Genomic DNA, 25,984 nt, shown 5'->3' with positions numbered 1-25,984 from the left:
ATAGAAGTTAATTGCATGAATAAATATTTGTCTTCTGTTGAAGATCGCACAGCCTTTGTGAAAAGAACAGCTTTGGACTTGGGCTTTCAATTTTGCGGTATTTCCAAGGCGGAGTTTTTGGAAGAAGATGCGGCAGGATTGGAGCAATGGTTGAAAAATGGCAGTCATGGTAAGATGTCTTACATGGAAAATCATTTTGACAAGAGGCTTGACCCTACAAAATTGGTTGAAGGGGCAAGGTCTGTGGTGACATTGATGTATAATTATTATCCGCATGATGTCATTTCGGATCAGGATAATTATAAAATTGCCAAATATGCCTATGGCAAGGATTATCATTTTGTGATCAAAGATAAGCTTAAGGAGTTCATGGAGTTGATTCATGAAAATGTGGGAGAAGTGGATGGAAGAGTGTTCGTGGATTCAGCCCCTGTCATGGAGAGGAGTTGGGCGAAAAAGAGCGGCGTAGGCTGGGTTGGTAAAAATACGCTGCTTATCAATAAAAGTGCTGGAAGTTTCTTTTTTTTATGCGAAATGATTATCGATCTGGAGCTTGAGCCTGATGGACCTATCAAGGATTATTGTGGAACATGCAATAAGTGCGTGGAAGCTTGCCCAACTGACGCTTTGGTCGGCAATGGAGTAATGGATGCGAGCAAATGCATTTCTTACTTGACCATAGAGCTTAAGGATTCCATTCCTAATGAGTTTGAAGGTCAAATGGAAGATTGGGTTTTTGGATGTGATATTTGCCAAGACGTTTGCCCTTGGAATCGATTTTCCAAACCGCATAATGAACCAATGTTCAAGCCTCATGAAAATTTAGTGAGTATGCGTAAAAATGATTGGGAAGAGTTGACCAGAGATGTATTCAATGAAATATTCAGGAAATCGGCGGTTAAAAGAACAAAAATAGAGGGATTGGCGAGGAACATAGCGTTTGCCAAAAAGAAAGGCTCACCGAAGTGAGCCTTTTGAAATATTTATCTTTGAAATAATCGCTTTCGCATTAAATCTGAATTACAGAAAGTTACGAAGCAAGATTTTTTGGTGATTTTGATTGTGTCCGAATTGCTCGTAGCACCATCTTTTCAAGTCATCCACTTCGTTAGGCATTAAATTAATTATAGCTTTCAGCAATTCTTTTTCGAAGAGTCTGTAATTAAAACTTACCTTCGATAAGATCAATTTTGAATATTTAAGCATAGTTTTAAAAAAAATGATTTGGTCTGTTAAGTAAATAATTAACAATATTCATGCTGATTTCTTTTTTCATCAACGTGAATCCATTTGAAAGGTTACTGATAAATTTTTAAAATTTAAAACTTCGGCATATATTTCTTTAGTTTGTGTTTGTTCGCAATTATTAACGGTAAATTTGTATATATTTTTACGTATTGTCAAAAACATAGTTTCTTCTTTTTGATATTTTTAACAAATGCCCAAAATTACTTTTTGAATTTTTAACGTAACTAGGGGCTATTCATTTGATAAAATAGAGGGATTTTGAGATATTTAACCGAAGTTAACATGTGGCTTGGTTATGGGCCCATTATTAAGAGGAATCTTTCTTACTTAAAATAAAGAATGGAATTAGAAAGCTTGAAAATAAACTCTAAAACGAAATTTCAGGGATTTTTTGCATGTGTATTTATATTGGCGATGTTTTTAGGCTCTGCAAGAGCTACAGCGCAGGAAGTGAACATTTCCTTGGGGCCAAATAAAATCGCTAAAAACCAGACTTACAAAGTCACGATTACTGTTTCCAATGGGCAAATACAGAATTATTCCGAATTTCCGGATATCGCTGGTTTTATGAAAAGAGGAACTTCTTCTTCCTCTTCGACCAATATTGTCAATGGACAGATGTCATTTACGCAAAGTATTTCCCAATCTTATTTGCCGCAAAAGGAAGGGACATTTGTATTGCATCCTTTTGAAATGGATGTAAATGGAAAGAAGGTGAAATCCCAAGGAGCTAGGATAGTGGTAGGGCCTGCCGCTGCGCAGCAACAACGTAACTATTACGACCCTTTCGCTGATTTTTTTGGCAATAGAACTCAGCAGAGGCAGCCTACAGAATTTGTGGATGTGAAGGAGGATGCGTTTTTCGCTATTACTACTGATAAAAAGGAAGTCTACGTTGGGCAGGGGTTTAACCTGAGAGCGGCTTTTTATGTAGCTTTGGAAAATAAAGCTCCTTTGGACTTTTATGATATCAATAATCAATTATCGGAAATATTAAAGCAAATCAAGCCGACAAATTGCTGGGAAGAGACTTTTGATAATCGATTGGGGCCGGACCGAGTTGAAATCAACAATAAGGTGTATCAAAGGTATAATTTGTTTCAAGCCTCTTACTTTCCACTGAATACGAATCCAATTGAGATACCGGCGATGCCTTTGAAGATGATCAAATACAAGGTGGCAAAGAATCCAAGCTTCTTTGGTCAAAATAGACAGGAAGATTTCAAAACGTTTTATTCCAAAGCAATTGAAATCAAAGTAAAAGAATTGCCGGATTATCCTCTTAAGAATCAAGTGGCTGTGGGACAGTATAGGCTAAATAGCAAGATTAGCCAGAAATCGGTTAAAACAGGAAACAGTTTCAGCTTTGACTTCAATATTACAGGCAAAGGAAATATCGCTGCTATTGATGATCCAACAGTGGTTAATTCCGATTCCTTGGATATTTATCCGCCTAATGTAAGGCAAAACATACAACGATCCAATAGTGTCGTTTTGGGTAATAAATCATTTGACTATTATGTGATTCCGAAAGAACCGGGAGAGTATAATTTGGGAGATTATTTCTATTGGATTTATTTTAACACGGCTACAGCCGAGTATGACACGCTGAGGCCGAATGTGGTTTTGAACGTGTACGGAGAAAGTTTGCAAAATTCTGATATCATGTCAAATGATCTTGGATCATTCTATGACCGTATAGATTTGGCTAGCAATAGGCTTCGTTCAGTCAATAGAGTGGGGACATTTAAAATAATAGCAAGCATACTTCTATGCGTGATGTTGTTGTCATCATTGGGCTTCATTTTCTGGGATAAACTTCCTGTCAAGAGGAAATTTTCCAAAAAACATGGTTAATTTTGCTTATGCGAGTATTAACTTGCGGCATTAGAAGGTTAAAGGGATTTCTACAGTAAATATTTGGTGATGAGTAATACATACGGAAATATATTTAAAATATCGACATTCGGCGAGTCTCATGGAAAGGCCTTGGGAGTAGTGGTGGATGGATGTCCAGCGGGAATAGACTTCGACGAGCTGTTCATACAACAAGAGCTTGAGAGAAGAAAGCCCGGACAATCCAAGATAACAACTCATAGAAAGGAAGCTGATAGCTTTCAAGTTCTTTCCGGTGTGTTTGAAGGCAAGACCACTGGAACGCCAATCGCTTTAGTGATTTTCAATGAAGATCAACGAAGTAAGGATTATTCGCATATCGCGGACAAGTACAGACCATCGCATGCGGACTTTACCTATACTGAAAAGTACGGCATAAGAGATTACCGAGGCGGAGGAAGAAGTTCGGCAAGAGAAACAGCTGCTAGAGTAGCCGCAGGAGCTTTGGCTAAGCTTTATCTTAAGACTTTAGGGATTGATGTGAAAGCTTATGTGTCGCAGGTTGGTCCTATTAAGCTGGACAAAAGCTATAAGGAGCTTGATTTGAATACGATCGAGGACAATATACTGAGATGCCCTGATCAAGACAAAGCCGCGGAGATGATAGAGCTAATCGACCAAACTCGCAAAAAGCAAGACACTATTGGAGGTATTGTGACAGGATTGGCTTTTCACGTGCCTGTAGGCTTAGGGGAACCTGTTTTCGACAAGCTTCATGCCGAATTGGGGAAAGCAATGTTGAGTATCAACGCGGTAAAAGGCTTTGAGTATGGAAGCGGGTTTGATGGCGTTGAGATGTACGGGTCGGAACACAATGACGAGTTTTATGTGGAAGACGGTCGTGTGAAAACAAAAACCAATTTCTCCGGAGGCATTCAAGGTGGAATTTCCAATGGACAGGATATTTATTTCAGAGTAGCGTTCAAACCAGTTGCTACGATCATGAAAGATCAAGATAGTGTTAACGAAAGTGGAGAAGCAGTAACAGTGAGTGGCAAGGGAAGACATGATCCTTGCGTTGTTTCAAGAGCTGTGCCTATTGTTGAGGCTATGACTGCTTTAGTATTGGCTGATATGCATTTAAGAAATAAATCCTCAAAGATATAATTTCTAAGAAAGGTTATATGAGCCTCATCTTTAACTCAAAGGTGAGGCTTTTTTTATTCTCTCAATATAGTATTGGTAAAAGATAATTTTAGCAAAATCTAGGTTGGGGTGGAATTGTCTCTGAAATACCCAATTGTTGCTTAATGAATGGAATTAACTACTTTAACTCGATATTGACCTTGGTTTTGTATTTTTCAACTAGAGTTATGTGGTGATTAGCCAAAAACCTTTGCGTTGGTTGTGTTATTTTTATTATAACTGTTTTTTGATAAAATTATTTTTTTCCAAAAAAAACGGATATTCTGTGAAATTCAATCTTTTTTATTAGATTGGTTAATTGTGTTAGAAAGACTACATTTATAAACTTTTAATTTTCATTCAATAATACAATTTAGAATGGCTAAGAAAAAGATTCCATTGCATTTAAAGATTGTCATTGGCCTTTTGGCTGGATTAGCAGTTGGATTGTTGTTCTCCTATTTAGGCGTGCCAAAGGAGTTTACTTTGAATTATATCAAGCCTATAGGGACGATTTTCGTTAATTCCCTCAAGATGATTGCCGCGCCTTTGGTATTGGCTTCCTTGATTATTGGTATAGCTAATTTAGGGGATGTTTCCAAATTGTCGCGAATGGGAGGCAAAACTATTGGAATATATATATTAACGACAGTAATATCGATTACCATTGGCTTGGCTGTGGTGAATTTGATCGAGCCGGGGAAATTTATCTCAACGCAAACGAGGATGGATTTGCTGGAAATGTACGCTGGTAAAGTAGCTGCTAAAGCGGATCAAGCCAAAGAGTTGAGAGAAAGCGGTCCATTGCAACCTTTGGTGAATATGGTGCCGACGAATATCGTTCAAGCGGCTTCGGATAATGGCAGCATGCTTAAAATCGTATTTTTTGCGGTTTTGATGGGGATTGCGCTATTAAAAATCCCAAAGGAGAAAGGCGAAGGAGTTGTGAAGTTTTTTGATGGAATCAATGAGATTATTTTGAAGATTATTGATTTTATCATGAGGATCGCGCCATTCGGTGTATTTGCATTAATTACAACGATGATTGTTGAGCTGGCTGGAGATGATCCAAGTAGCGCTTTAGAAATATTGGGGGCTTTGTTAGCCTATTCATTGACCGTTCTATTAGGCTTGGGTATTATGATTATGTTGGTATATCCAATGTTTTTGAAGATTTTCACAAGTTTTAATTATTTTGATTTTTTCAGAGGCATTAGGCCTGCTCAATTGTTGGCCTTTAGTACAAGTTCAAGTTCTGCTACCTTGCCGGTGACGATGGAATGTGTTGAGAAGAAGCTGAAAGTTTCCGAGGAAGTTTCAAGTTTTGTTTTGCCTTTAGGGGCTACAATTAACATGGATGGAACTAGTTTGTATCAAGGGGTTGCGGCGGTGTTCATCGCGCAGGCTTTAGGTCTTGATTTGACCATAACTCAACAAATCATGATCGTATTAACTGCTACCCTTGCTTCGATAGGTTCAGCGGGAGTTCCTGGCGCAGGCATGGTGATGCTTGTGATTGTGTTGGAGTCTGTGAATATTCCTGCGGCAGGATTAGCATTGATCATTGCGCCTGACAGAATTCTTGATATGTGTAGGACGGTTGTGAATGTTACGGGCGATGCGACGGTTTCAATGGCTGTGGCAAGTACGGAAGGACAGGATTTTTCAGAAATAGACACGGAGGAATTGGTGCAGGAATAATAGCTTAAATTGTCATTCGTTAATCCTTTATGTGGGAAAATTGGCGTAAATTTCCAATCTTTACGTTGTAGAAAAGAAGAAAATAAATACTAAACATATGTCTGTACAGGAACAAGCTCAAAATTCTAGACTGGTTCAGTTATATTTGGAGGCTAATCCAAACCCGAATTCGTTGAAATTTGTGGCGAACTTTATGTTGGTGCCGCAAGGAGAAAGTTATGATTTCCCAACCAAAGAAAGCGCTGCTGATTCTCCATTGGCGAAGGTCTTATTTGATTTGCCTTATGTGGAGAGAGTGTTTTTTGCGAGCAATTTTGTTACAGTTACTAAAGCTGAGTCTGAAGAGTGGGCTGAAGTGCAAAATGTAATCAAGGAAGAAATCAAGACTTATTTAAGTACAGGTAAAGCGGTGATCGATCCTGCTGCTGCTTCCGCATTGCCGCAAGAAGGAGAGGATTCTGAGATCGTTGCTAAGATCAAGGGAATACTAGACGAGTATATCAAGCCTGCTGTGGAGCAAGATGGAGGAGCTATTACATTTCATTCATTTGAGGGAGGTGTTGTGAAAGTGTTATTGCAGGGATCTTGCAGTGGATGTCCTTCTTCAACAGTAACTCTTAAAGCTGGCATAGAAAATTTGCTAAAAAGAATGGTGCCTGAAGTCGAGTCGGTTGAAGCTGAAGGTGTATAATGAGATTGAATTTGAAACGATAGAGTTTTGAAGAAGTATAAATGAGCCTGCGATAGTTTCGCGGGCTTTTTTATTGTGAATATTTTGCAACAAAAAAAGCCAAATGCGAAATGCATTTGGCTTTAGCAATATGTCAATGTTTAATTTTATCGGGCAAGTGTAAAAGATCCGATTTTTTCATCATCGCCATTTGTCACAGAAATATAATAAATGCCTGAAGGAGCAGAGCCTCCGTTCCAGCTTGCATTTCTGTAATCATCGGTTTCAAAGAAAATCTGGCTTCTTTTATTCATAATCATCACTTTAACGGGTTCGCTGGAGTTAGGGTAAGTGATCGAAAACTCGTCATTTATGCCATCCCCATTTGGAGAAAATACTTTAGCCCATTCGATTTCTTTGGATATAGGCATTTCAAATGTTTTCTCAACAGTTTCTCCCGCTTCGTTAGTCACTGCTATTCTAATGCTCAATGTAGTGGCATTTTCGTCGATATAGTCGATTAAGTTTTCATCCAAGATGATTTTGTTGTCTTCAATGATGAAAAGATCATTGTCATCATCTCCTTCACCGTTGACAAAGGTAATGTCCAAATTTCCTTGATTATCATCGACCATTATCGTTGCGCTAATATCGCCTGTTTGAGAATTGTTGCTTAAGCTAATTTCATCTAACGTGATTGATTCGGATGTGATGGTTGGTATATCTATTACCTCTATGTTGAAGCTTTGCTCAGACACTTCTCCATTGCTGTCTGTAGCTTTAATTCTAATGCTTAAACTGTTCTGGTCTTCATAGTCCAATCCAGCTGCAGTCATTAGTTTACCTCCATCTATTATAAACAAGTTGTTGTTAGTATCTCCCTCTCCAGCTACAAGCTCAAAAGTGGCAGTGTTGCCGTTGCCAATAGATAGTTCTCCCACTAGAATATCAGTTGACTCATTTTCTTTCACAGTTGTGTTGGAAAGTGAAATGGTTAACTCTTCATCAATAATATCGATAATAAGAGCCTTTTCAAATGAACCGCCTTGATTGTCTGCGACTTTTATTCTGATATTCAAACTGTTTTTCGATTCGAAATCGAAAGAAGCGGCACTTTTCAATATATTGTCTTCAATAGTTACTGATGAATTGTCATCGCTTCCATCACCGTTTACAAGACTAAAAATATGAGTTTGCAAAGGATCTGGGTCTACTGTGGATAATGTTCCAATAGTTGTTCCTGAAGGTTCGTTTTCAGAGATAGAGTTATTAGAAAGCAAAATATCTGAAGGCTCAGTGTTTTGTTCTTGAATAATATCTGTAATGTTAATTTTGAATACTTTTGAAAATGATCCTCCTGCTCCGTCGTTTACTTCAATGCGTATGCTGTATTGATTTTTAATAGCTTCAAAATCGAATATTTCATCGCTTTGGAGTTTGTCACCCACTATTTTGAATGAAACGTTGTCTGTATCTCCTTGTCCCGCCACCAAGCTGAATGTATGCGTTTGACCGTTGTCAGGGTCAGATGCTGTCAGAGAACCGACAATAGTGCCGATAGCTTGATTTTCCAATATGCTGTTATTGCTCAAGGCAATGTCTGTAGGAGCATTGTTGCTATTTTCGTCCACATCTTCCACAGTGATGGAGAACACTTTCTCAAAGCTAGCACCATTATTATCAGTTGTTTTCAAACGAATAGACAACAAGTCTTTTTGCTCGAAGTCAATTGTGTTCGATGCTTTTACTTTAAGCTCATTGCCATCTATTTTGAATAAATTATTGTCTGTGTCACCGCTTCCTGCAATTAGTAAGTAAGTATGAGTGTTTCCCGCGTCAGCATCTGTGGTTGTGATTTCACCCACTAGCTGGTCTGCCACAGCATTTTCGACAATTGTTTGATTTGATAAATCAATATTCGTAGGAGCGGTATTGGTGTTCTCATCCACATCTTCGACAGAAATGGAGAACACTTTTTCAAAGCTGGCGCCACCGTTGTCAGTTGTTTTTAAACGGATAGACAACATATCTTTTTGTTCGAAATCAATGGTATTGGACGCTTTTACTTTAAGCTCATTGCCATCTATTTTGAATAAATTGTTATCTGTGTCTCCACTTCCAGCGATCAATACATATGTGTGAGTGTCTCCGGCATCAGCATCTGTGCTTGATATTGTTCCTACTAATTGGTCTGCCAAAGCATTTTCAATAATCGTTTGATTTGATAAATCAATATTTGTAGGAGCTGTATTTACAGCCTTTTCAACATTAATAGTAAGTATTTGACTGAAAGTCAGCCCATCATTGTTGCCTTGAGTTTGGATATGAATCTTTAATGTTGGTTTTGAGTCGAAATCCAAGTTGCCATTCAATTTCAATTGCGCTCCATCAACTAGAAATAGAGCATTGTCGTATTCATTGTTGCCGTTGTCAGTGTCTGCAGTCAAATTAAATGTATATGGCTCATTGCGGTCATCGTCAACTACATCTAAATTGCCAATTGCAAAACCACTGGATTCCGTTTCATTTACTGTGTTATTATCAAGAGTAATCTCAGTTGGAGCTTCTTGCACATTTAGAATTTCGATATCAAAGATTTTGTCAAATGAATTTCCTTCAGGGTCAACAACTTTGAGAAGAATTTTTTGAAATCTATTTTCATTCTCAAAATTGAAGGAAACATTCGCTCGCAATTTTTTTCCGTCGATATAAAATTTTGAGTTATCTTGGTCTCCTGCACCTGTACCCATAAAGAAAGAAAGATCGTCAATGGCTGTGTCAGCATCTGTAGCACCTAAATTACCTATGATTTTTCCAACTCCTGAATTTTCTGCCACTGTTTGATTACTCAGTGTTATATCTGTTGGCGCTTGGCCTCCAGTATTTTCAGTTACGTCTTCTACACTTATAGAAATTGCTTTTTCGAAAGCTCCTCCATTGTTGTCAACGACTTTGACACGAATGCTTACTGTTTGTGTCGTTTCAAAGTCTATAGCGCCATTGACTTTCAGCTCATTTTTATTTTGAATAGAAAATAGATTATTATTAGTGTCGCCAGCGCCGGATACTAGAGTGAAAGTATGTGTATCGCCATTATCCACATCAGTTGCTGAGAATATTCCCACTAGCGTGTTGCTAGGGCTGTTTTCTTTGAGTTCCACACCTTGTTTATCAAGGGTAATATCCGTAGGGTCGCTATTTTCTACAACATCTTCAATTGTGATTGTTATCTGTTTTTCAAGTGGAGTACTTGTTCCGTCAGTGACACTGACTCTAATTTTAGCTACAGGAGTGGTCTCAAAATCGATATTTCCGTTTACCTTTAGATTTTTACCGTCAATCAAGAATAAATTATTGTGATCGTCGCCAGTTCCGCTTACGAGTGTAATGGTATGCGACTCTCCATTATCTGGATCAGTTATGGTGAATACACCAACTTGAGTTCCTTGAGGACTGTTTTCCTTCAAGTCGCTTCCTTGTTGATCTAATGAAATATCTGTTGGAGATTCAGCGACATTTGTCACATCAAGGGTAAATGATTTTTGAAAAGCAAGGTTGTTTTGATCAGTTGCTTTTACTCTTATCCTTAATGTTGGGTTTGTTTCAAAGTCTATATTTCCATTAACTTTGAGCGTTTTTCCATCAATTATAAATAGATTGTTATGATCGCTACCCGCACCTGAAACAAGAGTCAAAGTATGAGAATCATCATTGTCAGGATCCGATACACTGAAAGTGCCAACTGTAGTGCCGGTATTTGCATTTTCCATTGGCTGGTTAGCGGATTTGGAAAAAACGATATTGGTAGGTTCTTCATTTTGATCTACAACATTCAATGAGAATGTTTTTTCAAAAGAAGCACCAGCCGCATCAGTTGCTTTTACTCTGATTGACAATGTCTCGTTATTTTCGAAATCAATATTTCCATTGATTTTAAGAGCTTTGCCTTCTATTTTGAACAAATTGTTGTGTGTGCTTCCTGAACCTGAAACTAAAGCAAGTGTATGAGTGTCTCCAGCATCAGCATCTATTACTGAGAAATTACCTACAGTTGTATTAAATGGAGAGTTTTCTTTTGGTTCTCCACTGACTGTGGATAAATTAATATTTGTTGGCGAGGTATTCTCTACGACATTATTAACATTTATCGTAAAGCTTTTTTCAAGTGAAAGACCAGCGCCACCTTTATCTGTGGATTTTATTCTGATTTTGTAACTTGTTTTAGTTTCGAAATCAAGCGTTGTGTTTAATTTTAGTTTGTCATCGGTAATTGAAAATGAAGCATTGTCGTCGCTTCCAGTACCAGTAACAAAAGCATACACATGTGCTTCCGGAGAATCTTCATCGGTTGTTGTAAAGCTGCCAATCACAAATCCAGTATTTTCATCTTCATTGACACTATTGTTGTCCAATGAGATGTTGGTTGGCGCTTCATTGATGTCATTGATTCTGATTTCGAATGATTTTGAAAATTTTTCTCCACCTTGATCAGTGGTTGTGATTTCAATATTCAAAGGCGAGTGAACTTCAAAGTTTATATTGTTTTTAACTTGAAGCTTATTGCCCGAAATTTTTAATAAATCATTAGGATTGCTGGTAAGAGAGTAAGTATGAGTATCTCCAGCGTCAGGATCAGTTGTGCTTAAATTTCCTATATCCTTGTTTACAGCCGAGTTTTCATTCACACTATTTTTTGACAAGGTTATATTAGTAGGAGCTTCGTTGCTTCCGCCTCCATCATCAGATGGGTCGTTAGTGATTTGCAAGGTAATCGTTTCGTCATGGTAAAGATCCGCGTCATTTTGTTCAGAGATTCTTAAGGTAAATGTAACAGGTGTCCCTGCTTCGTAGTCGAAAGGCACTCCTGTGAATTGGACCATGATATCACCAAAGATAGGATCCACTACAACTTTAAATTGATTGTTGGGATCATTTTGAATACTATAAACCGGAGGCAATCCGCTAGCATCTTCATCTTCAAACCCCGTGACAAAAAGAACTACTTTATCCCTAATAGTTGCATCGTTTTCAACAACGGATGTTATGGATTGATCATAGTTTATCTTAGTTGGTGCATCATTCATATTTGTAACATTCAATACGAATGATTCTGTTACACTTCCGCCATTGTCGTCGGTTACTTTAACTTTAACTTTGTATTCAGTTTTGCCGCTTTCGAAATTAAAAGAAACACCAGACTTGCTGGCTAAATTGTATGTGCCAAAATTTTCGTTGACCTCAAAGGAATTATTGTCTTCTCCGCCAGTTCCAGAAACGAACGTAATAGTATACCCGCCTGCATAGAATGCATCTGAGTTTTTGATGTTGAATTGTGTGCTAAAATCAGAGTTTTCAGGTATCGTAGTAGAAAGAAGATTTACACTTGTAATGTTATTTTGACTTGCTAGCAAGGATGATGGAATCAAGCAATTTGCCAATGCCAGGCAAATTACCATCCAAAGAGTTTTATATATAAATTTGTTCATTTTTCTCAATTTTATTTGTGGAAGTAGTACCAAAGATCTTCATTGCCTGATTGGCTTTTGTAGTCTTCTATTGTTTCCAGGATCTCATTTTGATCATCAGATGAAGTCAAGAAAACATAGAAGAGTCCATTAGATGGATTTTGACCTACGTTTGCATTTGGGAATTCAGATTGGAATTTGGCAGCCATGCGTTGCGCATTGCCTAATGCAGAAAATACGCCTGCTATCATATAATGCTTGCTTTCCAATGGACTATAATTTCCATCATTGAAGTCTGCAGAATCCTCTGTAGGCGCTTCTCTGTAAGCTACATATGTTTTCGTTGTTGAAGGATTTACCGTAAGCACCCAAGCTCCAGGGTAATCGCCTTTTTTATGAACTTTTTTCAATTTCGCATATGCTTTGTCAGGCGTGTCATGAGAAGAGATGAATACGTATTGGTAATCTTTGTTTGGAGTGTCTCCATAAGAAGCGTTTTCACCTGCATGTTTTAGTTCATCAACATGCCTTCTTGCGTAATTCTCATTTTTATATGTTCCAACTACTACATAATTTCCGTCGGGAAGGTATTCTCCTGAACTGTGATTGTCAATGATGTCGTCATATGCTATATCATTTTCTGGCGTGAATTTAGGCTCTTCGTTAAAATTATCTATCGTTTCAGTGTCTCCTGTGTTTTCAGCTATAGTTTGATCTTGAAGCTTTTCAAGTTCTCTATCAGGATCGTAAACGATTTCTTCCATTGGAATGTAAAGATACCATATGCCTTTTACTTCTTTTTCATCGCTATCGCTCAACCCTTGAATCATAGTGTGAGCTTTAGATTCATTGTCAAATCTCAGCAAGTATGTGTAATACATGCCGGTTTCTGACCAATATCCCCAACCAGCTTCACTATATCCCTTGCCAAGCAAAAGGTCTGCTTGCTTTTGAGCTATGCTTGGATTTTTGCTGGCTTTGGAAACTACATAGTGCCCTCCAGATAGCTCAATGGCATTGATGTTGTCCGTGTTATTGGCAAGCGTTGCTTCTTGTTCAGTGTTAGATTCTTCGTTTTCATTAGCTTCTTCGGTTGCTTCTGCTAGTTCGTTGTCTTCCTCTAAACTTTCGTCCAATTCAACTCCTTTTGTTTCAGCTATTGGAAGATTCTTTCTTTTGCCAATTCTTATCTTCAGATGTGCGGAATACGTTGGGTGATTGTTGATAGGACTGTTGGATTGCGGTACTCCATAGGCAAAACCAACAGCGATTCTTTCTTTGACTTGAACCTCTGTGAATCCATTGATTCCTTCGTTTTGACGATATGCGCCGCCTATAGAGAAGATTTGCTTGAATTGATAAGAAATACCTGCTTCATATTGATCTTCTGTGTTTTGATTGTGATAATACAAACCATAAGGTGTGATCGCATGATATGGGTTCAAGTTGATGCGCGACTCTACAGAAATCCCAACAGTTTGTAGCGGATCGAATTCTATAGGATTGAGGCTTTCTTGAGAAAAAGGATTGTTTTGCAATAATTGCGGCAAGATGACCCCTGCTTGGAAATATTTATTTTCATAGAACATTCCAAATCGTCCTATGATATTCATGTTTTGGGTATTGGAAAGGGCAGGATCTTCATAATCTTGATCAATTTGGTTTTGGCTGATCCCAGCTCCCAATCCGAATCTAATACGATTTGTATTTGAAATCCTAACAATGTATACAAAATCAATTTCTCCGGAATAAGTATTCAAAATGCTTTCTTCTTCCCTTACGACTTTGGCTCCAATCGCCATGTTTTTTCCTAAGGGACTGTCAAAGGTTGCCGTGTATGAAATAGGCCCGTCCTGGACTCCTACCCATTGATTTCTGTACAATAGCATGACAGTGCTGTAGCCTTCATACCCTGCTAGTGCTGGGTTGAACAGAAATCGTTGTTGAAGGTACTGGTTGTAGTTGGGGCTATATTGCGCCAAAGCGACTCGATTTGCTCCCCATAAAAGTAAAAGGATAAGTAGTAGTTTCCTCATGTATTTTTAGCTTAATAATTTTTACTTTAAGTATATAAGGTAATAAATTTTTGACTAAAAACTAAGGGATGGTATTTTTAAGAGTAATTTTGGGTTAAATTAATACTACTTAAGGGTAAGTGTTCATTGTTGAGGTTTTGAGAATTATAATATTCAACTAAATGAAGTATTAGCATTGAAAAAATGAGAACTACTAAGTATCTTTGCCCGCATATGAAAAACTCTTTAATCGCTATTATTCTCTTCTCTCTATGCTTGGCTTCGGTAAGCCGTTCGGGAGTATACCTTTCCTATAAGGTATTTCAAGAGTTTGTGATTGAAAATTTTTGTGAAAATAAGAATAAACCAGAGTTGAATTGCAATGGCCAGTGTTTTCTAATGAAGCAACTCAAGAAAGCTAAAGGCCAAGAGGAAAGCAATAAAATGGAAGTACAGGTTTTTGTGGGACATGCTATTTGCGAAATGCCTCAGGATTATTCTATTTCACCTATTTTTGTAGATAACATTCTTCATAAAGGATATTATTTGAACTTTTATACTTCTGATAATTCTTTTTCTCTTTTTAGACCTCCTTGTATTTCATAACCATTTCTAGAAATCCATACCTTAGTCTAGCTTTATAAATGCGTATTTTAAAGAGCGATTGGCTTGTAGGTTAAATTAATTCGTGGAATTTGTTGATTCTGATTAGCTCATTTTTTCAATAAGGTGAGTATATGATATACAACATTTTTTAGGAATCTTGCCGAAGAGGAACAAATAGCAATGGCCTTATTTGGCAGAATAAAACAATTTTTGAGATAGGTTTTAACGTTATAAGAAATGAAAAGGAATTTTATATTTTTATTAGTTTTAGTTCAAGGTTTGTTAATGTTTTCATGCAATAGTGATGACTCTTTGAATGAAAGCCCGGAGTATCCTGATAATGGAATGATATTGATTGGGGAAAAGGCTGTCGATAATTCTGAGATGAAAGTGAGGTTGTACGCTAAAGAGGATTTGTATTCTGGTTACAATCATATGGAAGTGGCCGTTTTGGATGAAAAGGGACTTATGATCAAAGACGCAAAAGTAACTTTAGCTCCAATGATGCATATGATGATGGACGATGGCATGATGTCTCATGGAGCACCTACAGAGCAACCTATAGCAGTTGGAAATGGTTATTATGCAGGAGCTGTTATGTTCACGATGCCTTCCAACGGGGATCATGGCAAATGGAGCATGAAAATCAATGTTGTTGACGGAGATGAAAAATCTCATTCTGTTGATTTTGATTTGCAAGTGGTTGAAAGATATCCTAATGCTGTTTCCAATGGCTTGGGAGAGACGATTGTGAGAGCTAGCGATATGAACAAGTCTTATTTCATTTCATATTATTTTAAGAATGAGCCAACTGTGGGAGCTAATGATGTAGTGTTTGTGGTATATGAGAAAATGAAAATGGCTATGAATATGAGGTCAGCTCAAACAGAAATGGATGATATGCCTGAATTTATGCCAACGACAGATTTCGAATTCATGAATGTAAGCACATACATGCCTTCAATGGATCATGGCACAAGTGAAACAGATGTTGCTCCAAAGCATGTGGCAAATGGACATTATGAAGGGATTGTTCACTTTTCTATGACTGGTGATTGGCAGATAATTTTTGATGGCGAAAATGAGGCTAAGACTATTGAGCTTAAGGAAAAGAAATTTTATTTAGAATTTTAGTTTTCTTCGTTAAGCATTGCATTCAATGAAGCAGTTACTCAGAGTATTAATAATATTGTTGATCGCGGCTGTTGAAAGTTATTCTCAGAGCGATACGGCTTCATATACTTTGTACTTGGACCAAGTAGGAATCGCGGACTCTGTCTCAGACAAAGGATATGCGCAAAAAAATCAAATTACAGGTATAGAGGAGTTGCTTGATCGCAGCCCCTCTATCAGTTTGGTCAAAAGAGGAAATTACGCTATGGAGCCTGTCATCAATGGTTTTCAGTCAGGACAGATTAATGTTACTATTGATGGAATGAGAATATTTGGAGCCTGTACAGACAGAATGGATCCTGCGACTTCGTATGTGGAATCAATCAATATGAAGCAGGCGGATATCAGAACAGGAGGTTGTTCCGCTGAAAATGGCTGCTCTGTAGGAGGTAATCTTGACATGAAAACGAGAATACCTTCGTTTGATGTTGATAAAAAGGTTGGAGGCGCGTTGATAAGCCGTTATAATTCCAATAGCTCTGGTTATGATTTGCAAGGACAATTAAACTATTCGACTGAGAAGCTAGCCTTGGTTTATACCGGAGGATACAGAAAACATGGAAATTACAAAGAAGGTGGAGGCGAAGAGGTGAATTATTCTCAGTTTGCCAAGATGAATCATTCTTTGAAATCAAGTTATAGGTTGGCTGAAAATCAGTTGCTAACCTTTACAATGATTTATGATCTGGCAAAGGATGTTGGTTATCCAGCCTTGACTATGGATGTTGGTACGGCGGTAGCTTTGATTTATGGTCTTGGATATTTAGCGTTTCCAGAGAATTCTTGGGTAAAAGAAGTCGAATTAAAGCTCTATGGGAATAATATCGAACATATCATGGATGATTCTAAACGTCCCGATGTGCCGATTAGGATGGATATGCCGGGTTGGAGTGATACTTATGGAGCTTTTGGAGTGTTAAAGTCTGAGTTTGGGCGTCATCAGTTCAAAGGGAAGCTAGATTATTATTACAATGCCTCAAATGCTGAGATGACGATGTATCCAGAGGGAGTTATTCCTTCATATATGGAAACTTGGCCGGATGTTCACAGATCCTCAGTTGGATTGTATTTGGAGGACCAATACAAACATGGCTCTTTGGATATTATGGGTTCGGTTCGTGTGGAGTTTGCGAATACTGATGCTAAGAGTGAGTTTGGCAGGAAGCAGTTTGAGATTTTTGGTTATCAACTTGATAAGCCTGATCAAAGAGCTGCGTATTCTATGGGTATGGATGCTGGTTATCAATTTAATTTATTGTCTAGACTAACATTTGGTGTAGGTTATTCGGAAAGGTTGCCTAATGTAACAGAGCAGTTTGGCTATTTTTTATTCAATAGATTTGACAATTATGATTATGTTGGCAAGCCTGATATTGATAATGAAAAAGCTTTGCAAGCTAAGGTTGGATTCGAACACGTAACGGATAAATTTCAACTCTCGCTAGAAGGTTTTTACTATCACATGCAAGATTACATAGTTGGCATTTATGATCCGAATATCGATAGAATGACTATTGGCGCTTTAGGGGTAAAAGTCTTTCAGAATGCTGAAAGAGCCTATCAAATGGGATTTAATGCCAGTTACTCACTTCAGCTTTTAGAGGCTTTGGTATGGAAGGGCACGGCTCAGTACACAAGAGGAGAATTTGAACATGAAGGCGAAAAGGATAATATACCGATGATGCTTCCTTTGAGATTGAACAATTCACTTCGTTATGCGAAGAAAAAGCTATTCATTCAGCTGGAAAATGAATCAAGTTTTGCCCAAAATTCAGTCAGCGCAACAGCGGAAGAGCAGTCAACATCATTTTATGCAGTTTTCAACGTAAGTGCTGGATATGATTTCTTATTAAGAAAATCTCGTTTGAATTTACAGGCAGGAGTTGATAATATTTTGGATAGAAATTACAGAACGCATTTGGACTGGGGTGGAATAAATAGACCTGGAAGAAATGTTTACTTAAGCTTAGGTTGTTATTTTTAATGACCTAATTTTTTTAAGTGCTTAGGTTTGAGCTTTGGAGTTTCATCGTCATCAGAACCTCTGATGACTAATGATTGTTCTAATTGAGATGCTCCGCGAGATAACACTTCATCGCTCAAGCTTGTTTCTGCTTGAAAGTTTGAACGAGTACTTGGCACAAACCGAACGCCTTCTTTAGACTTATTAGGCAAGCGCACATACATTTTTTTGCCTACTTGCCTAGGAAGTCCAATTTCTCCTCTGATAAAGTTTTCCATGAGCGTTTCATCGCCTTTTCTGCTCAATTCTCCTTCCCATGCATGTATGGAAGTGCCAAGCACGCCTGCGAAGTGTACAAAAGGAGGTTGAAGAGATGCTAATCGATGGCTTCCTAGTTTTTTAGCGCTTTGTAGAGTGCTAGGGTTGAGCTCTACATAAAAATCTCCATACTGCATGTCTGTAGGTACAAAAGCAATAACCGGATTATGAAGACTGCTTTTAGGAGTTGCGGCAGTTCCTTCTGTTGGAGCAACGTGTTCTGGCTTGTATGCTTCTTCAGGGAATTTAATTGTGTGAGGTAAAGCTTTTTTCCCTGATTTGCTGGTCATTGGTCTGATATCGATGCCTGAGAATACGCTTCTTTTCACGCTTAGCTCAGGATCCGCATGTTCCACGCCTAGCGTTGTCTTCATGTCATCAGGGCTTCTTCGTTCTCTGATTCTTGGATTTTCACTTATGACAGTGTAGTCGCCAGTTGCATCAAATGTGAATGGCTCTCCGGTTTGCATAGTACTTCCAACAAACGTGGATCGTAGAAAATCGCTGAAAGTTCCTCTAAATTGAACATCGCTATCATCATCGACATCGTGATCAACTCCGTCGGTATGGTCTTTTTGTTGAAATCCATCGCCTCTGATTTGTGTTCCGAATCTGGATTTGTTGTAAACAGGATCAATGATTACTCTGCCCGGAACAAACAAATGCCCTGAGATTTTTCTTAATAAATCTCTGCCATGGAATGTATAAAGAATTTTAGCGACCATGGAGTTGATTTTTTCAGAGAACCCTAGGTTTATTTCATTACTAACATTGGTTACATTTTCAGTTATTAATTCTAAAACAGCGGAAGCTTTGGAATGAGATGGTTTTTCTTGCTTGTCTTTCAGAGCTTGTTCCTTTGTGTCAAATGCGATCAAAGGTGTGGCATTTTGGCTGACTTTTTCCCAGATGCTGCTGATTTCTTCCTCGTGAACCGCATATGTTTTATCCTCATCTTCAAATTGTGGATTTTCCATTACAAACATATACTCGTCGCCAGGGTGCCAAAAGAAAAAGCGCTCTTTCAAGCTTAGGGCAATGAGTTCTTGATGCTCCAAATCTGCCTCTCGCAGTAGAGTCACAACCCCAGCCATGTATGGATGAGGGCGATCTTCAAATTTTTGCGGATGCATAGCAACCCAGCTTAGCGCATGTTTTTCAATATGGAATATTATTTTTAATAATTTATGCACAAGAGGCTCCAGCTTTTCCCATTCATTTTTTACAGCTGTTCTAAGTGGCCTTAAGACTTTGTTTATTTCTGATACTCCTTCAAGATAGGGAGCTCTGTCTGCTTTTTCGGTGTATTGGTTTAGTTCTTTTTCACGCCTAATCTTTTCTTCCCATACAGGAAAAGCAACTTCTCCAGCTTCATAATAATCCACCAGTGTTACTTCCATTATGGATTTTGTTCTCTGAAACGAGTCTAATAACCCGTCAATGAGCGAGAGAATTGGCTCTTTTTTATCTCTTTCTCTTGTCGCTTTGGCATCTTTTTTAGCATGATCATAATGATCGGTACCCGTCAGGCCTTGAAACGCTTTTTTGCTTAATATCGCTTGTATAGGCGTTTTTTCATTTAGTTGAGATTCTGATGTGCGTTGCACAGGCATTCTGGACAAACCGTTGGAAAGGTTTGGCTGCTTGCTGGTATTTTGACTTGATTTGCTTTTGCTATTTATTTGAGATTGATACATTAAAAAAGCCTCGGTTTTCAATGTAACCGAGGCTGTATTTTTTTGTTGAATAAAAGCGCTAATTTCAGGACTTATTCAGTGATTTCATAGATAGGCTCGAAGGTGCAACCGCTTGGCACTTTTATTTCAAGCATTTGAGAAAGTGTTGGAGCGATTTGAGTAATCTTGTATAATCTATTGCTGCTGCCTTGAGGAACATTCCATCCATACCATATTAAAGGCACATGAGTGTCATATGTAAATCCGCATCCATGAGATGTCCCTGTTCTTTTGTCGGAAGCCAACCAACCGGATTGCAAAGAATAAATCACATCTCCGCTTCTTTTTTGATTGTAGCCTCTGTTGATATGTCCTTTCAAGCTATGTTCGTCATAAGGCAGGCCTTTGAGAATATAGGCAGGATAAGCCGAATCAATTCCTTCAAGGCTTATCAAGTATTCAGAAACCAAATCTTGAATTCTTTTGCGATCCACTTTTTTATGATCTGTTTCCAAATAGTTGATGAAAACATTGCGTTCCGATACAGCCTCGATCCAATCGCCTTTGCCTACTCTTTGGCTTACATAAATGTTAAGGTCGTTGATTAAATTGCTGTCGTCGAAATACCCGCCGGGCATTTTGTGATCGACAAGAAATTGAGGAACTTCTACAGCCGCGTGGTCAGCAGTTAAGAATACCAAGTAATTTCCTTTGCCCACTTTTTCATCCAACTTCTTTAATAGATCAGCGATGTTTTGGTCCAATCTAAGATAAGTGTCTTGCACTTCGATGGATTGAGGCCCAAATGCATGGCCGATTTTGTCTGTTGAAGAATAGCTTACAGCCAAGAAGTCGGTTACTTTCCCTTGGCCCATTTTTTCATTTTCAATAGTGGCAATAGCCATGTCATTGACGATGTCATTTCCATAAGGTGTTAGAGGAAGCATTTTTGTTCCGCCATTTTCCTTGCTTAATTTCTTAAGATTATAGGGAAATACGGGCTCTGATTTACCTTTGAAAATATGTTCATATGGATTGTTGTCTTCAAGGGAAGCTGTATACTCGCTGATTGGCAATACCGTGTTCCAAGTTTTTTGAAGATATTTTTCAGCGAGCTTTTTCTTGTTGAAATCTTGCACCCACTTTGGCAGCTCATCCATGTAATATGTGCTGGTTATAAAGTTGCCGGATTTTGTGTCGTACCAATACGCCGCGTCTGCGGAATGTCCCGCAGGAAGTATAGCGCCCCTGTCTTTTAAAGAAACACCGATAACTTTTGATTCGAAAAGAGTGCTGATCTTCAGCTCATCGGTGATAGTGGTTGTCATCAGATTCTCAGGAGATCTATCGCCACCTTTAGCATCTGTTCCGACAGCTTTTTGCTTGGGATCGTAAGCGCAATACTCATCGCCTTGCAATTGTCTTGAATACCAATCATTGGCAACAATTCCGTGCATAGTTGGCGTTGTGCCTGAATACACAGAAGCATGCCCAGGGCCTGTGGAAGTTGGTACGTAGTTGTAATGTGTGTTTTTCAGCTCGAATCCATCTTTGATTAATCTCTTGAACCCGTCTTCGCTTAAGTGCTCCTCGTATCTATACAAGTATTCTTGTCGCATTTGATCAACGATGATTCCTACGACAAGTTTAGGCTTTTTCTCTTGAGCGAAAGCTTGTGTGATTGCCAGCAAAAAAATGATGCTAAAAATCGATGTTTTTTTCATTTTGGTAGTGTTAAAGGTATTCATTATCTCAAGGCAAATTATCTTTTATTTCCATCTTTTTTTTTGATAATAGGTTAATATTGTGTTAACAACTTTAATAACTTGAAAATGGGAAATTTAAAATCCAATAAGTGTAAATCTTTGGCTGTTTTGATCGATATGGATGGTGTTTTGAAGCTTAGAGGCGAAGTCGCCGATGATGCGAATCAGTTGATCGATTTTTTGAGAATCAATAAGATTCCCGCTTGCATATTGAGTAATTCAACTAAAATGAGCCCTGAAATGGTGATTGAATTTTTCGAAAGCAAGGGAGTGAATTTGGAAGGCATTCCTGTTCAAACGGCTATAAATGTAGCTCGAACCTATGCGCAGGATCATTATTCTTCAGCCAGAGCATACGTTGTGGATGAAATGAAAGCTTATTTTAAAAAATTGGAGAGCGACAAGCCTGAAGTGATTATCGTTGGAGATTTGATCAATGGATGGTCCAAAGCGGTGTTGGACGAAATGTTCAAATTTGTGATGGACGGCGCGGACTTGTTGGCTATTCAAAAAAACAAATATGGCAAAGACGAAAAAGGGAAAATGTATATTGACGCCGGCGCTTATGTCGCTGCGATTGAATATGCCTCAGGAGTAAAAGCAAAATTGATAGGGAAGCCGTCAAGCTTGTATTTCGAGTACGCTTTGAAAAAGTTGGGCAAAGAACCTTCTGATGGATTTGTGATGATTGGTGATGATCTTGAAGTGGACATAGAATCCGCTCAAAAATTAGGAGGAATTGGAGTATTGGCATTTACAGGCAAGACTGATAAATCATTATTGTCTGCGTCGAAGGTTAACCCAGATTATGAAGTTGATGATTTGGCAGGATTTGTAGAAATTTTGAAGAAAATGATTTAATGAATGATTATTTAAGGATAATATCTATTAGTTGAGCTTTCAAATTATCTTTTGCTGAGCTCTCGATTATCTTTTTTGATATTCTATTTTGATAAACAATGTTAATATTGTATCTGTTTACGTAAACGTTTGCGTGTTAAAATCGCAATAAATCCTGCCTATTTCCAGCAAATTTTTGCTCTAAGTCTTAAAATTGGGTATGTAAATTCAAATTTTTGAAATACAGAACATTTTTAAACTGTAAAATAATAGGGGAGATGTTGAGCCAGAGCAAGAAAATTTTATTCATTTCAGGACTGTTGCTAGTGTTCATGAGTTGTAATAGCAATGTTGCTAAAGAAGACAAAATGAAAGAGCAGAGTCAAGTAGAGCATAAAGCCCAAAAGAGAGTTATCTATCAGATGATGACTAGACTTTTTGGAAACAAAGAAACAGCCAATGTGGAAAATGGCACAGTGGAGGAGAATGGCATCGGCAAGTTCGATGACATTACATCTGTAGCTTTGGATTCATTGAGAGAAATGGGGATCACAGATGTATGGTATACTGGAGTGATCGAGCATGCGCAAATGGAAGATTTGTCTGAATTTGGAATTGCTGTTGACGACCCCGATGTAGTTAAAGGCCGCGCGGGATCTCCTTATGCTATCAAGGATTATTTTGATGTGGATCCTATGCTTGCCAATGATGTGAAAAACCGAATGGGTGAATTTGAGAATTTGGTGGCAAGAACTCATGACGCAGGTTTGAGAGTATTGATAGATTTTGTGCCTAACCATGTGGCAAGAAGTTATAAGTCGGATGCGTGCCCTGAAGGGTATGAAGATTTCGGAGTGAATGATGATTTGACGAAAGCGTTTGACGTGGACAACAATTTCTATTATATATTAGGAGAACATTTTCAGGCGCCGGAAGGATACCAGCCATTAGGAGATAGGCATTTTATTGGCAAAGATGGCAAGTTTGATGAGTTTCCAGCTAAAGCCACAGGCAATGATGTATTCACTTCTTCTCCAAGCATACATGACTGGTTTGAAACGATCAAATTGAATTATGGAGTTGATTATCAAAATGAGCGCAAAGGCTATTTTGAAGATGGAAAAGGAGGCGTGCCTGATACTTGGCTTAAAGTGAAGGGCATATTGACTTTCTGGGCAGATAAAGGAGTGGATGGATTTAGATGCGATATGGCAGAGATGGTTCCAGTGGAGTTTTGGAACTGGATCATTCCTGAAATTAAAAAGATCAATCCTGAGATTGTTTTTATAGCTGAAATTTACAATCCTGCTGAGTATTCTAATTATATAGAAACAGGCAAGTTTGATTACTTGTATGACAAAGTCGACTTGTACGATACATTAAAGCATATCATGCAAGGGAAGTCAAAGACTGACTATTTGCCGGAAATTGCGGACAGACTAGAATCAGTTCAACCCAATATGTTGAGATTTTTGGAGAACCACGATGAGCAAAGAATTGCTTCGCCTGATTTTGTAGGCGATGCGAAAGTAGCCTTGCCGGGTATGGTTGTTAGCGCATTGTGGGAGAAAGGTCCTGTGATGGTTTATTTCGGTCAGGAAGTTGGCGAACCGGGAGCTGGCAGCGAAGGATTCGGAGGCGAAGATGGTCGCACAACGATATTTGATTATTGGGGAGTGCCTGATCATCAGAAGTGGATGAATGATGGGAAGTTTGATGGAGGAATGTTGAGCGATGAGCAAAAAGCTTTGAGACAATATTATTCGAAACTTTTGAATATAGCTAAAGATGAGCAAGTCTTCGCTGATGGCGATTTGATAGACTTGCAACGATTCAATAGAAAAAACAACAAGGGTTATTCTGAGCATTTGTATGCCTTTGTAAGAGATAACGGAGCTGACAGAGCATTGGTAATCTGTAATTTTAGCAAAGATGAAGGCTATGAAGGAACTGTTGAGGTTGATTCTGACTTGATTAATAAGTGGAATGCTCAACAAGGTGTTAAAACTGTAGACTTGATGACCGGTGATATTTATCAGTTGCAGGAGTCGCAAGTAAAGTTGGCTTTGAAACCATTGCAATCCGTGGTGCTTAAGTTTTAATAAAAGTAGGTTATTCTCCGCTGACACTTAACAAGGGAAGCGGAGGTATTGAAATGATTAAAAGAATTTGAGATGAGTGATACAGTGAATAAGCCGAAATTGAGTTTTTGGCAGATGTGGAATTTAAGTTTTGGTTTCTTGGGAGTTCAATTCGGATTTGCATTGCAAAATGCCAACATCTCGAGAATCCTGTCAAACTTTGGAGCGGATTTACATTCTTTGTCCATATTTTGGTTGGTAGCCCCAACGGTTGGATTAATTGTTCAACCGTTGGTGGGAGCCTCCAGCGATAAGACTTGGAATAGAATGGGAAGAAGAAGCCCCTTTATATTTTTTGGTGCTATCGCGGCGACATTGGGCATGATGCTTTTGCCTAATGCTTCTTTGGCTGTGAAGATCATGCCTCCATTATTGTTTGGAGCATTGATGTTCGCTTTGATGGATACTTCCTTCAATGTGACATTTCAGCCCTTTAGATCTTTGGTCGCAGACATGCTGCCTGACGAGCAAAGAAATGCAGGTTATTCGATTCAATCTTTTTTGATTAATATAGGAGCGGTCCTAGGGTCCGCCTTGCCGTACATACTTACTAATTGGTTGGGAGTGGCTAATGTCGCTCCCGACGGTGAGGTTGCCGATTCGGTAATTTGGTCATTTTACATAGGAGGAGCTACATTGTTATTGTCGGTGCTGTGGACTGTGTTCAAAACAAAAGAATACCCGCCAGAGCAATACAACAAATACAATAAAGTGGAAGAAGAGTCATCTGAAGAAGAAAAAATGAGTTTTTGGCAAACTCTGATGAGCATGCCAAAGGTGATGTTCCAGTTGGCTATTGTTCAGTTCTTTTCTTGGTTTGCTTTGTTTTTGATGTGGGTTTATTCCACGCCGGCTATTTCCCAGCACATTTGGAATACGGCGATAGGCGATTCTTCTTCGGAAGCATATAATGAAGCGGGCAACTGGGTTGGAATTTTATTTGCGGCTTATAGTGTTTTCGCTGCTCTGTTTTCATTGGTAATGGACAAAATCGCCAATACTATCGGCAGAAAAAGAACATATATGTACGCGCTGATTGCAGGAGGCTTAGGTTATATATCGATATATTTTATACAAAATGAATATGCATTGATCATTTCCATGGCTGGAGTTGGAATTGCTTGGGCTGCAATACTCGCTATGCCTTATGCGATTTTATCAAAAGAGCTTCCTTCTTCTAAAATGGGAGTTTATATGGGGCTGTTTAATATTACAGTAGTTGTGCCTCAAATTGTCAGTGGTTTAGTTGCGGGCTTGATACTGAAATATGTATTCCATGGAGAAGCGATTTATTCTTTGATGCTTGCGGGAGCTTTCATGCTTTTGGCAGGTTTGTCAGTGAATTTTGTGAGAGAAAGTAAATAGGGATAATAATATAGAC

General features: G+C 38.4%; 15 protein-coding genes. 11 read left to right on the top strand and 4 right to left on the bottom strand.

The features are described 5' to 3' along the window. Positions 1-15: 15 nt before the first annotated feature. The 5 genes from queG to AABK36_RS14415 all read left to right on the top strand — a co-directional run bounded on the left by queG (position 16) and on the right by AABK36_RS14415 (position 6,661). Positions 16-969 carry a tRNA epoxyqueuosine(34) reductase QueG gene (gene queG, locus AABK36_RS14435; RefSeq protein WP_309938193.1) on the top strand — a complete coding sequence of 318 codons (954 nt, stop codon included), beginning with the start codon at positions 16-18 and terminating at the stop codon, positions 967-969. Positions 970-1,587: 618 nt separating this feature from the next. Further along, complete coding sequence (locus AABK36_RS14430; protein ID WP_309938194.1) at positions 1,588-3,105, top strand: BatD family protein; 1,518 nt, start codon at positions 1,588-1,590, stop codon at positions 3,103-3,105. A 69-nt stretch (positions 3,106-3,174) separates the two neighbouring features. Next, positions 3,175-4,251, top strand: a complete 1,077-nt coding sequence (gene aroC, locus AABK36_RS14425) for a chorismate synthase (protein WP_309938195.1) — start codon at positions 3,175-3,177, stop codon at positions 4,249-4,251. Positions 4,252-4,647: 396 nt separating this feature from the next. Next, positions 4,648-5,970: a dicarboxylate/amino acid:cation symporter gene (locus AABK36_RS14420; protein WP_309938196.1), complete on the top strand. Its 1,323-nt coding sequence runs from the start codon at positions 4,648-4,650 to the stop codon at positions 5,968-5,970. A gap of 97 nt (positions 5,971-6,067) precedes the next feature. Further along, positions 6,068-6,661, top strand: coding sequence for a NifU family protein (locus tag AABK36_RS14415; protein ID WP_309938197.1), 594 nt, complete (start codon positions 6,068-6,070; stop codon positions 6,659-6,661). Between the two features lie 146 nt (positions 6,662-6,807). On the opposite strand, the gene AABK36_RS14410 is transcribed toward AABK36_RS14415, so the two are convergent. Continuing rightward, on the bottom strand, positions 6,808-12,126 hold the full coding sequence (locus tag AABK36_RS14410) for a cadherin domain-containing protein (protein ID WP_309938198.1): 5,319 nt from the start codon (positions 12,124-12,126) through the stop codon (positions 6,808-6,810). Between the two features lie 11 nt (positions 12,127-12,137). Then, on the bottom strand, positions 12,138-14,141 hold the full coding sequence (locus AABK36_RS14405) for a PorP/SprF family type IX secretion system membrane protein (protein ID WP_309938199.1): 2,004 nt from the start codon (positions 14,139-14,141) through the stop codon (positions 12,138-12,140). Between the two features lie 183 nt (positions 14,142-14,324). Here AABK36_RS14405 and AABK36_RS14400 point away from each other — a divergent pair, with 183 nt between their 5' ends. The 3 genes from AABK36_RS14400 to AABK36_RS14390 all read left to right on the top strand — a co-directional run bounded on the left by AABK36_RS14400 (position 14,325) and on the right by AABK36_RS14390 (position 17,883). Beyond that, on the top strand, positions 14,325-14,726 hold the full coding sequence (locus tag AABK36_RS14400; protein ID WP_309938200.1) for a hypothetical protein: 402 nt from the start codon (positions 14,325-14,327) through the stop codon (positions 14,724-14,726). Between the two features lie 237 nt (positions 14,727-14,963). Next, positions 14,964-15,860: a FixH family protein gene (locus tag AABK36_RS14395; protein ID WP_309938201.1), complete on the top strand. Its 897-nt coding sequence runs from the start codon at positions 14,964-14,966 to the stop codon at positions 15,858-15,860. Between the two features lie 25 nt (positions 15,861-15,885). After that, a complete protein-coding gene (locus AABK36_RS14390; RefSeq protein WP_309938202.1) occupies positions 15,886-17,883 on the top strand; it encodes a TonB-dependent receptor in 1,998 nt (665 codons plus the stop codon). On the opposite strand, the gene AABK36_RS14385 is transcribed toward AABK36_RS14390, so the two are convergent. Both AABK36_RS14385 and pafA read right to left on the bottom strand, forming a co-directional pair. Continuing rightward, positions 17,880-19,877 (bottom strand): hypothetical protein, encoded by a 1,998-nt coding sequence (locus AABK36_RS14385; protein ID WP_309938203.1) that lies wholly within the window; start codon positions 19,875-19,877, stop codon positions 17,880-17,882. The genes AABK36_RS14390 and AABK36_RS14385 overlap by 4 nt on opposite strands. 71 nt (positions 19,878-19,948) lie before the next feature. After that, positions 19,949-21,580 carry an alkaline phosphatase PafA gene (pafA, locus tag AABK36_RS14380; protein WP_309938204.1) on the bottom strand — a complete coding sequence of 544 codons (1,632 nt, stop codon included), beginning with the start codon at positions 21,578-21,580 and terminating at the stop codon, positions 19,949-19,951. A 108-nt stretch (positions 21,581-21,688) separates the two neighbouring features. On the opposite strand from pafA, the gene AABK36_RS14375 reads away from it, so the two are divergent. The 3 genes from AABK36_RS14375 to AABK36_RS14365 all read left to right on the top strand — a co-directional run bounded on the left by AABK36_RS14375 (position 21,689) and on the right by AABK36_RS14365 (position 25,968). After that, complete coding sequence (locus AABK36_RS14375) at positions 21,689-22,483, top strand: HAD-IIA family hydrolase (protein ID WP_309938205.1); 795 nt, start codon at positions 21,689-21,691, stop codon at positions 22,481-22,483. Between the two features lie 257 nt (positions 22,484-22,740). Further along, the gene (locus tag AABK36_RS14370; RefSeq protein WP_309938206.1) at positions 22,741-24,564 is read left to right on the top strand and encodes an alpha-amylase family protein; all 1,824 of its coding nucleotides are present in this window, start codon (positions 22,741-22,743) and stop codon (positions 24,562-24,564) included. Between the two features lie 72 nt (positions 24,565-24,636). Beyond that, positions 24,637-25,968, top strand: a complete 1,332-nt coding sequence (locus tag AABK36_RS14365) for an MFS transporter (RefSeq protein ID WP_309938207.1) — start codon at positions 24,637-24,639, stop codon at positions 25,966-25,968. The last annotated feature ends 16 nt before the right edge of the window (positions 25,969-25,984 follow it).

Origin of the sequence: Aureibacter tunicatorum (genome assembly GCF_036492635.1) — a bacterium.
Taxonomy (GTDB): domain Bacteria; phylum Bacteroidota; class Bacteroidia; order Cytophagales; family Cyclobacteriaceae; genus Aureibacter; species Aureibacter tunicatorum.
Note: the sequence above shows the minus strand (reverse complement) of the source record. Positions and strands in the feature narration are given on the sequence as shown.

Coding starts and splice junctions, on each gene's coding strand:
- queG (WP_309938193.1), top strand. CDS start 16: ATGAATAAATATTTGTCTTCTGTTGAAGATCGCACAGCCTTTGTGAAA.
- AABK36_RS14430 (WP_309938194.1), top strand. CDS start 1,588: ATGGAATTAGAAAGCTTGAAAATAAACTCTAAAACGAAATTTCAGGGA.
- aroC (WP_309938195.1), top strand. CDS start 3,175: ATGAGTAATACATACGGAAATATATTTAAAATATCGACATTCGGCGAG.
- AABK36_RS14420 (WP_309938196.1), top strand. CDS start 4,648: ATGGCTAAGAAAAAGATTCCATTGCATTTAAAGATTGTCATTGGCCTT.
- AABK36_RS14415 (WP_309938197.1), top strand. CDS start 6,068: ATGTCTGTACAGGAACAAGCTCAAAATTCTAGACTGGTTCAGTTATAT.
- AABK36_RS14410 (WP_309938198.1), bottom strand. CDS start 12,126: ATGAACAAATTTATATATAAAACTCTTTGGATGGTAATTTGCCTGGCA.
- AABK36_RS14405 (WP_309938199.1), bottom strand. CDS start 14,141: ATGAGGAAACTACTACTTATCCTTTTACTTTTATGGGGAGCAAATCGA.
- AABK36_RS14400 (WP_309938200.1), top strand. CDS start 14,325: ATGAGAACTACTAAGTATCTTTGCCCGCATATGAAAAACTCTTTAATC.
- AABK36_RS14395 (WP_309938201.1), top strand. CDS start 14,964: ATGAAAAGGAATTTTATATTTTTATTAGTTTTAGTTCAAGGTTTGTTA.
- AABK36_RS14390 (WP_309938202.1), top strand. CDS start 15,886: ATGAAGCAGTTACTCAGAGTATTAATAATATTGTTGATCGCGGCTGTT.
- AABK36_RS14385 (WP_309938203.1), bottom strand. CDS start 19,877: ATGTATCAATCTCAAATAAATAGCAAAAGCAAATCAAGTCAAAATACC.
- pafA (WP_309938204.1), bottom strand. CDS start 21,580: ATGAAAAAAACATCGATTTTTAGCATCATTTTTTTGCTGGCAATCACA.
- AABK36_RS14375 (WP_309938205.1), top strand. CDS start 21,689: ATGGGAAATTTAAAATCCAATAAGTGTAAATCTTTGGCTGTTTTGATC.
- AABK36_RS14370 (WP_309938206.1), top strand. CDS start 22,741: ATGTTGAGCCAGAGCAAGAAAATTTTATTCATTTCAGGACTGTTGCTA.
- AABK36_RS14365 (WP_309938207.1), top strand. CDS start 24,637: ATGAGTGATACAGTGAATAAGCCGAAATTGAGTTTTTGGCAGATGTGG.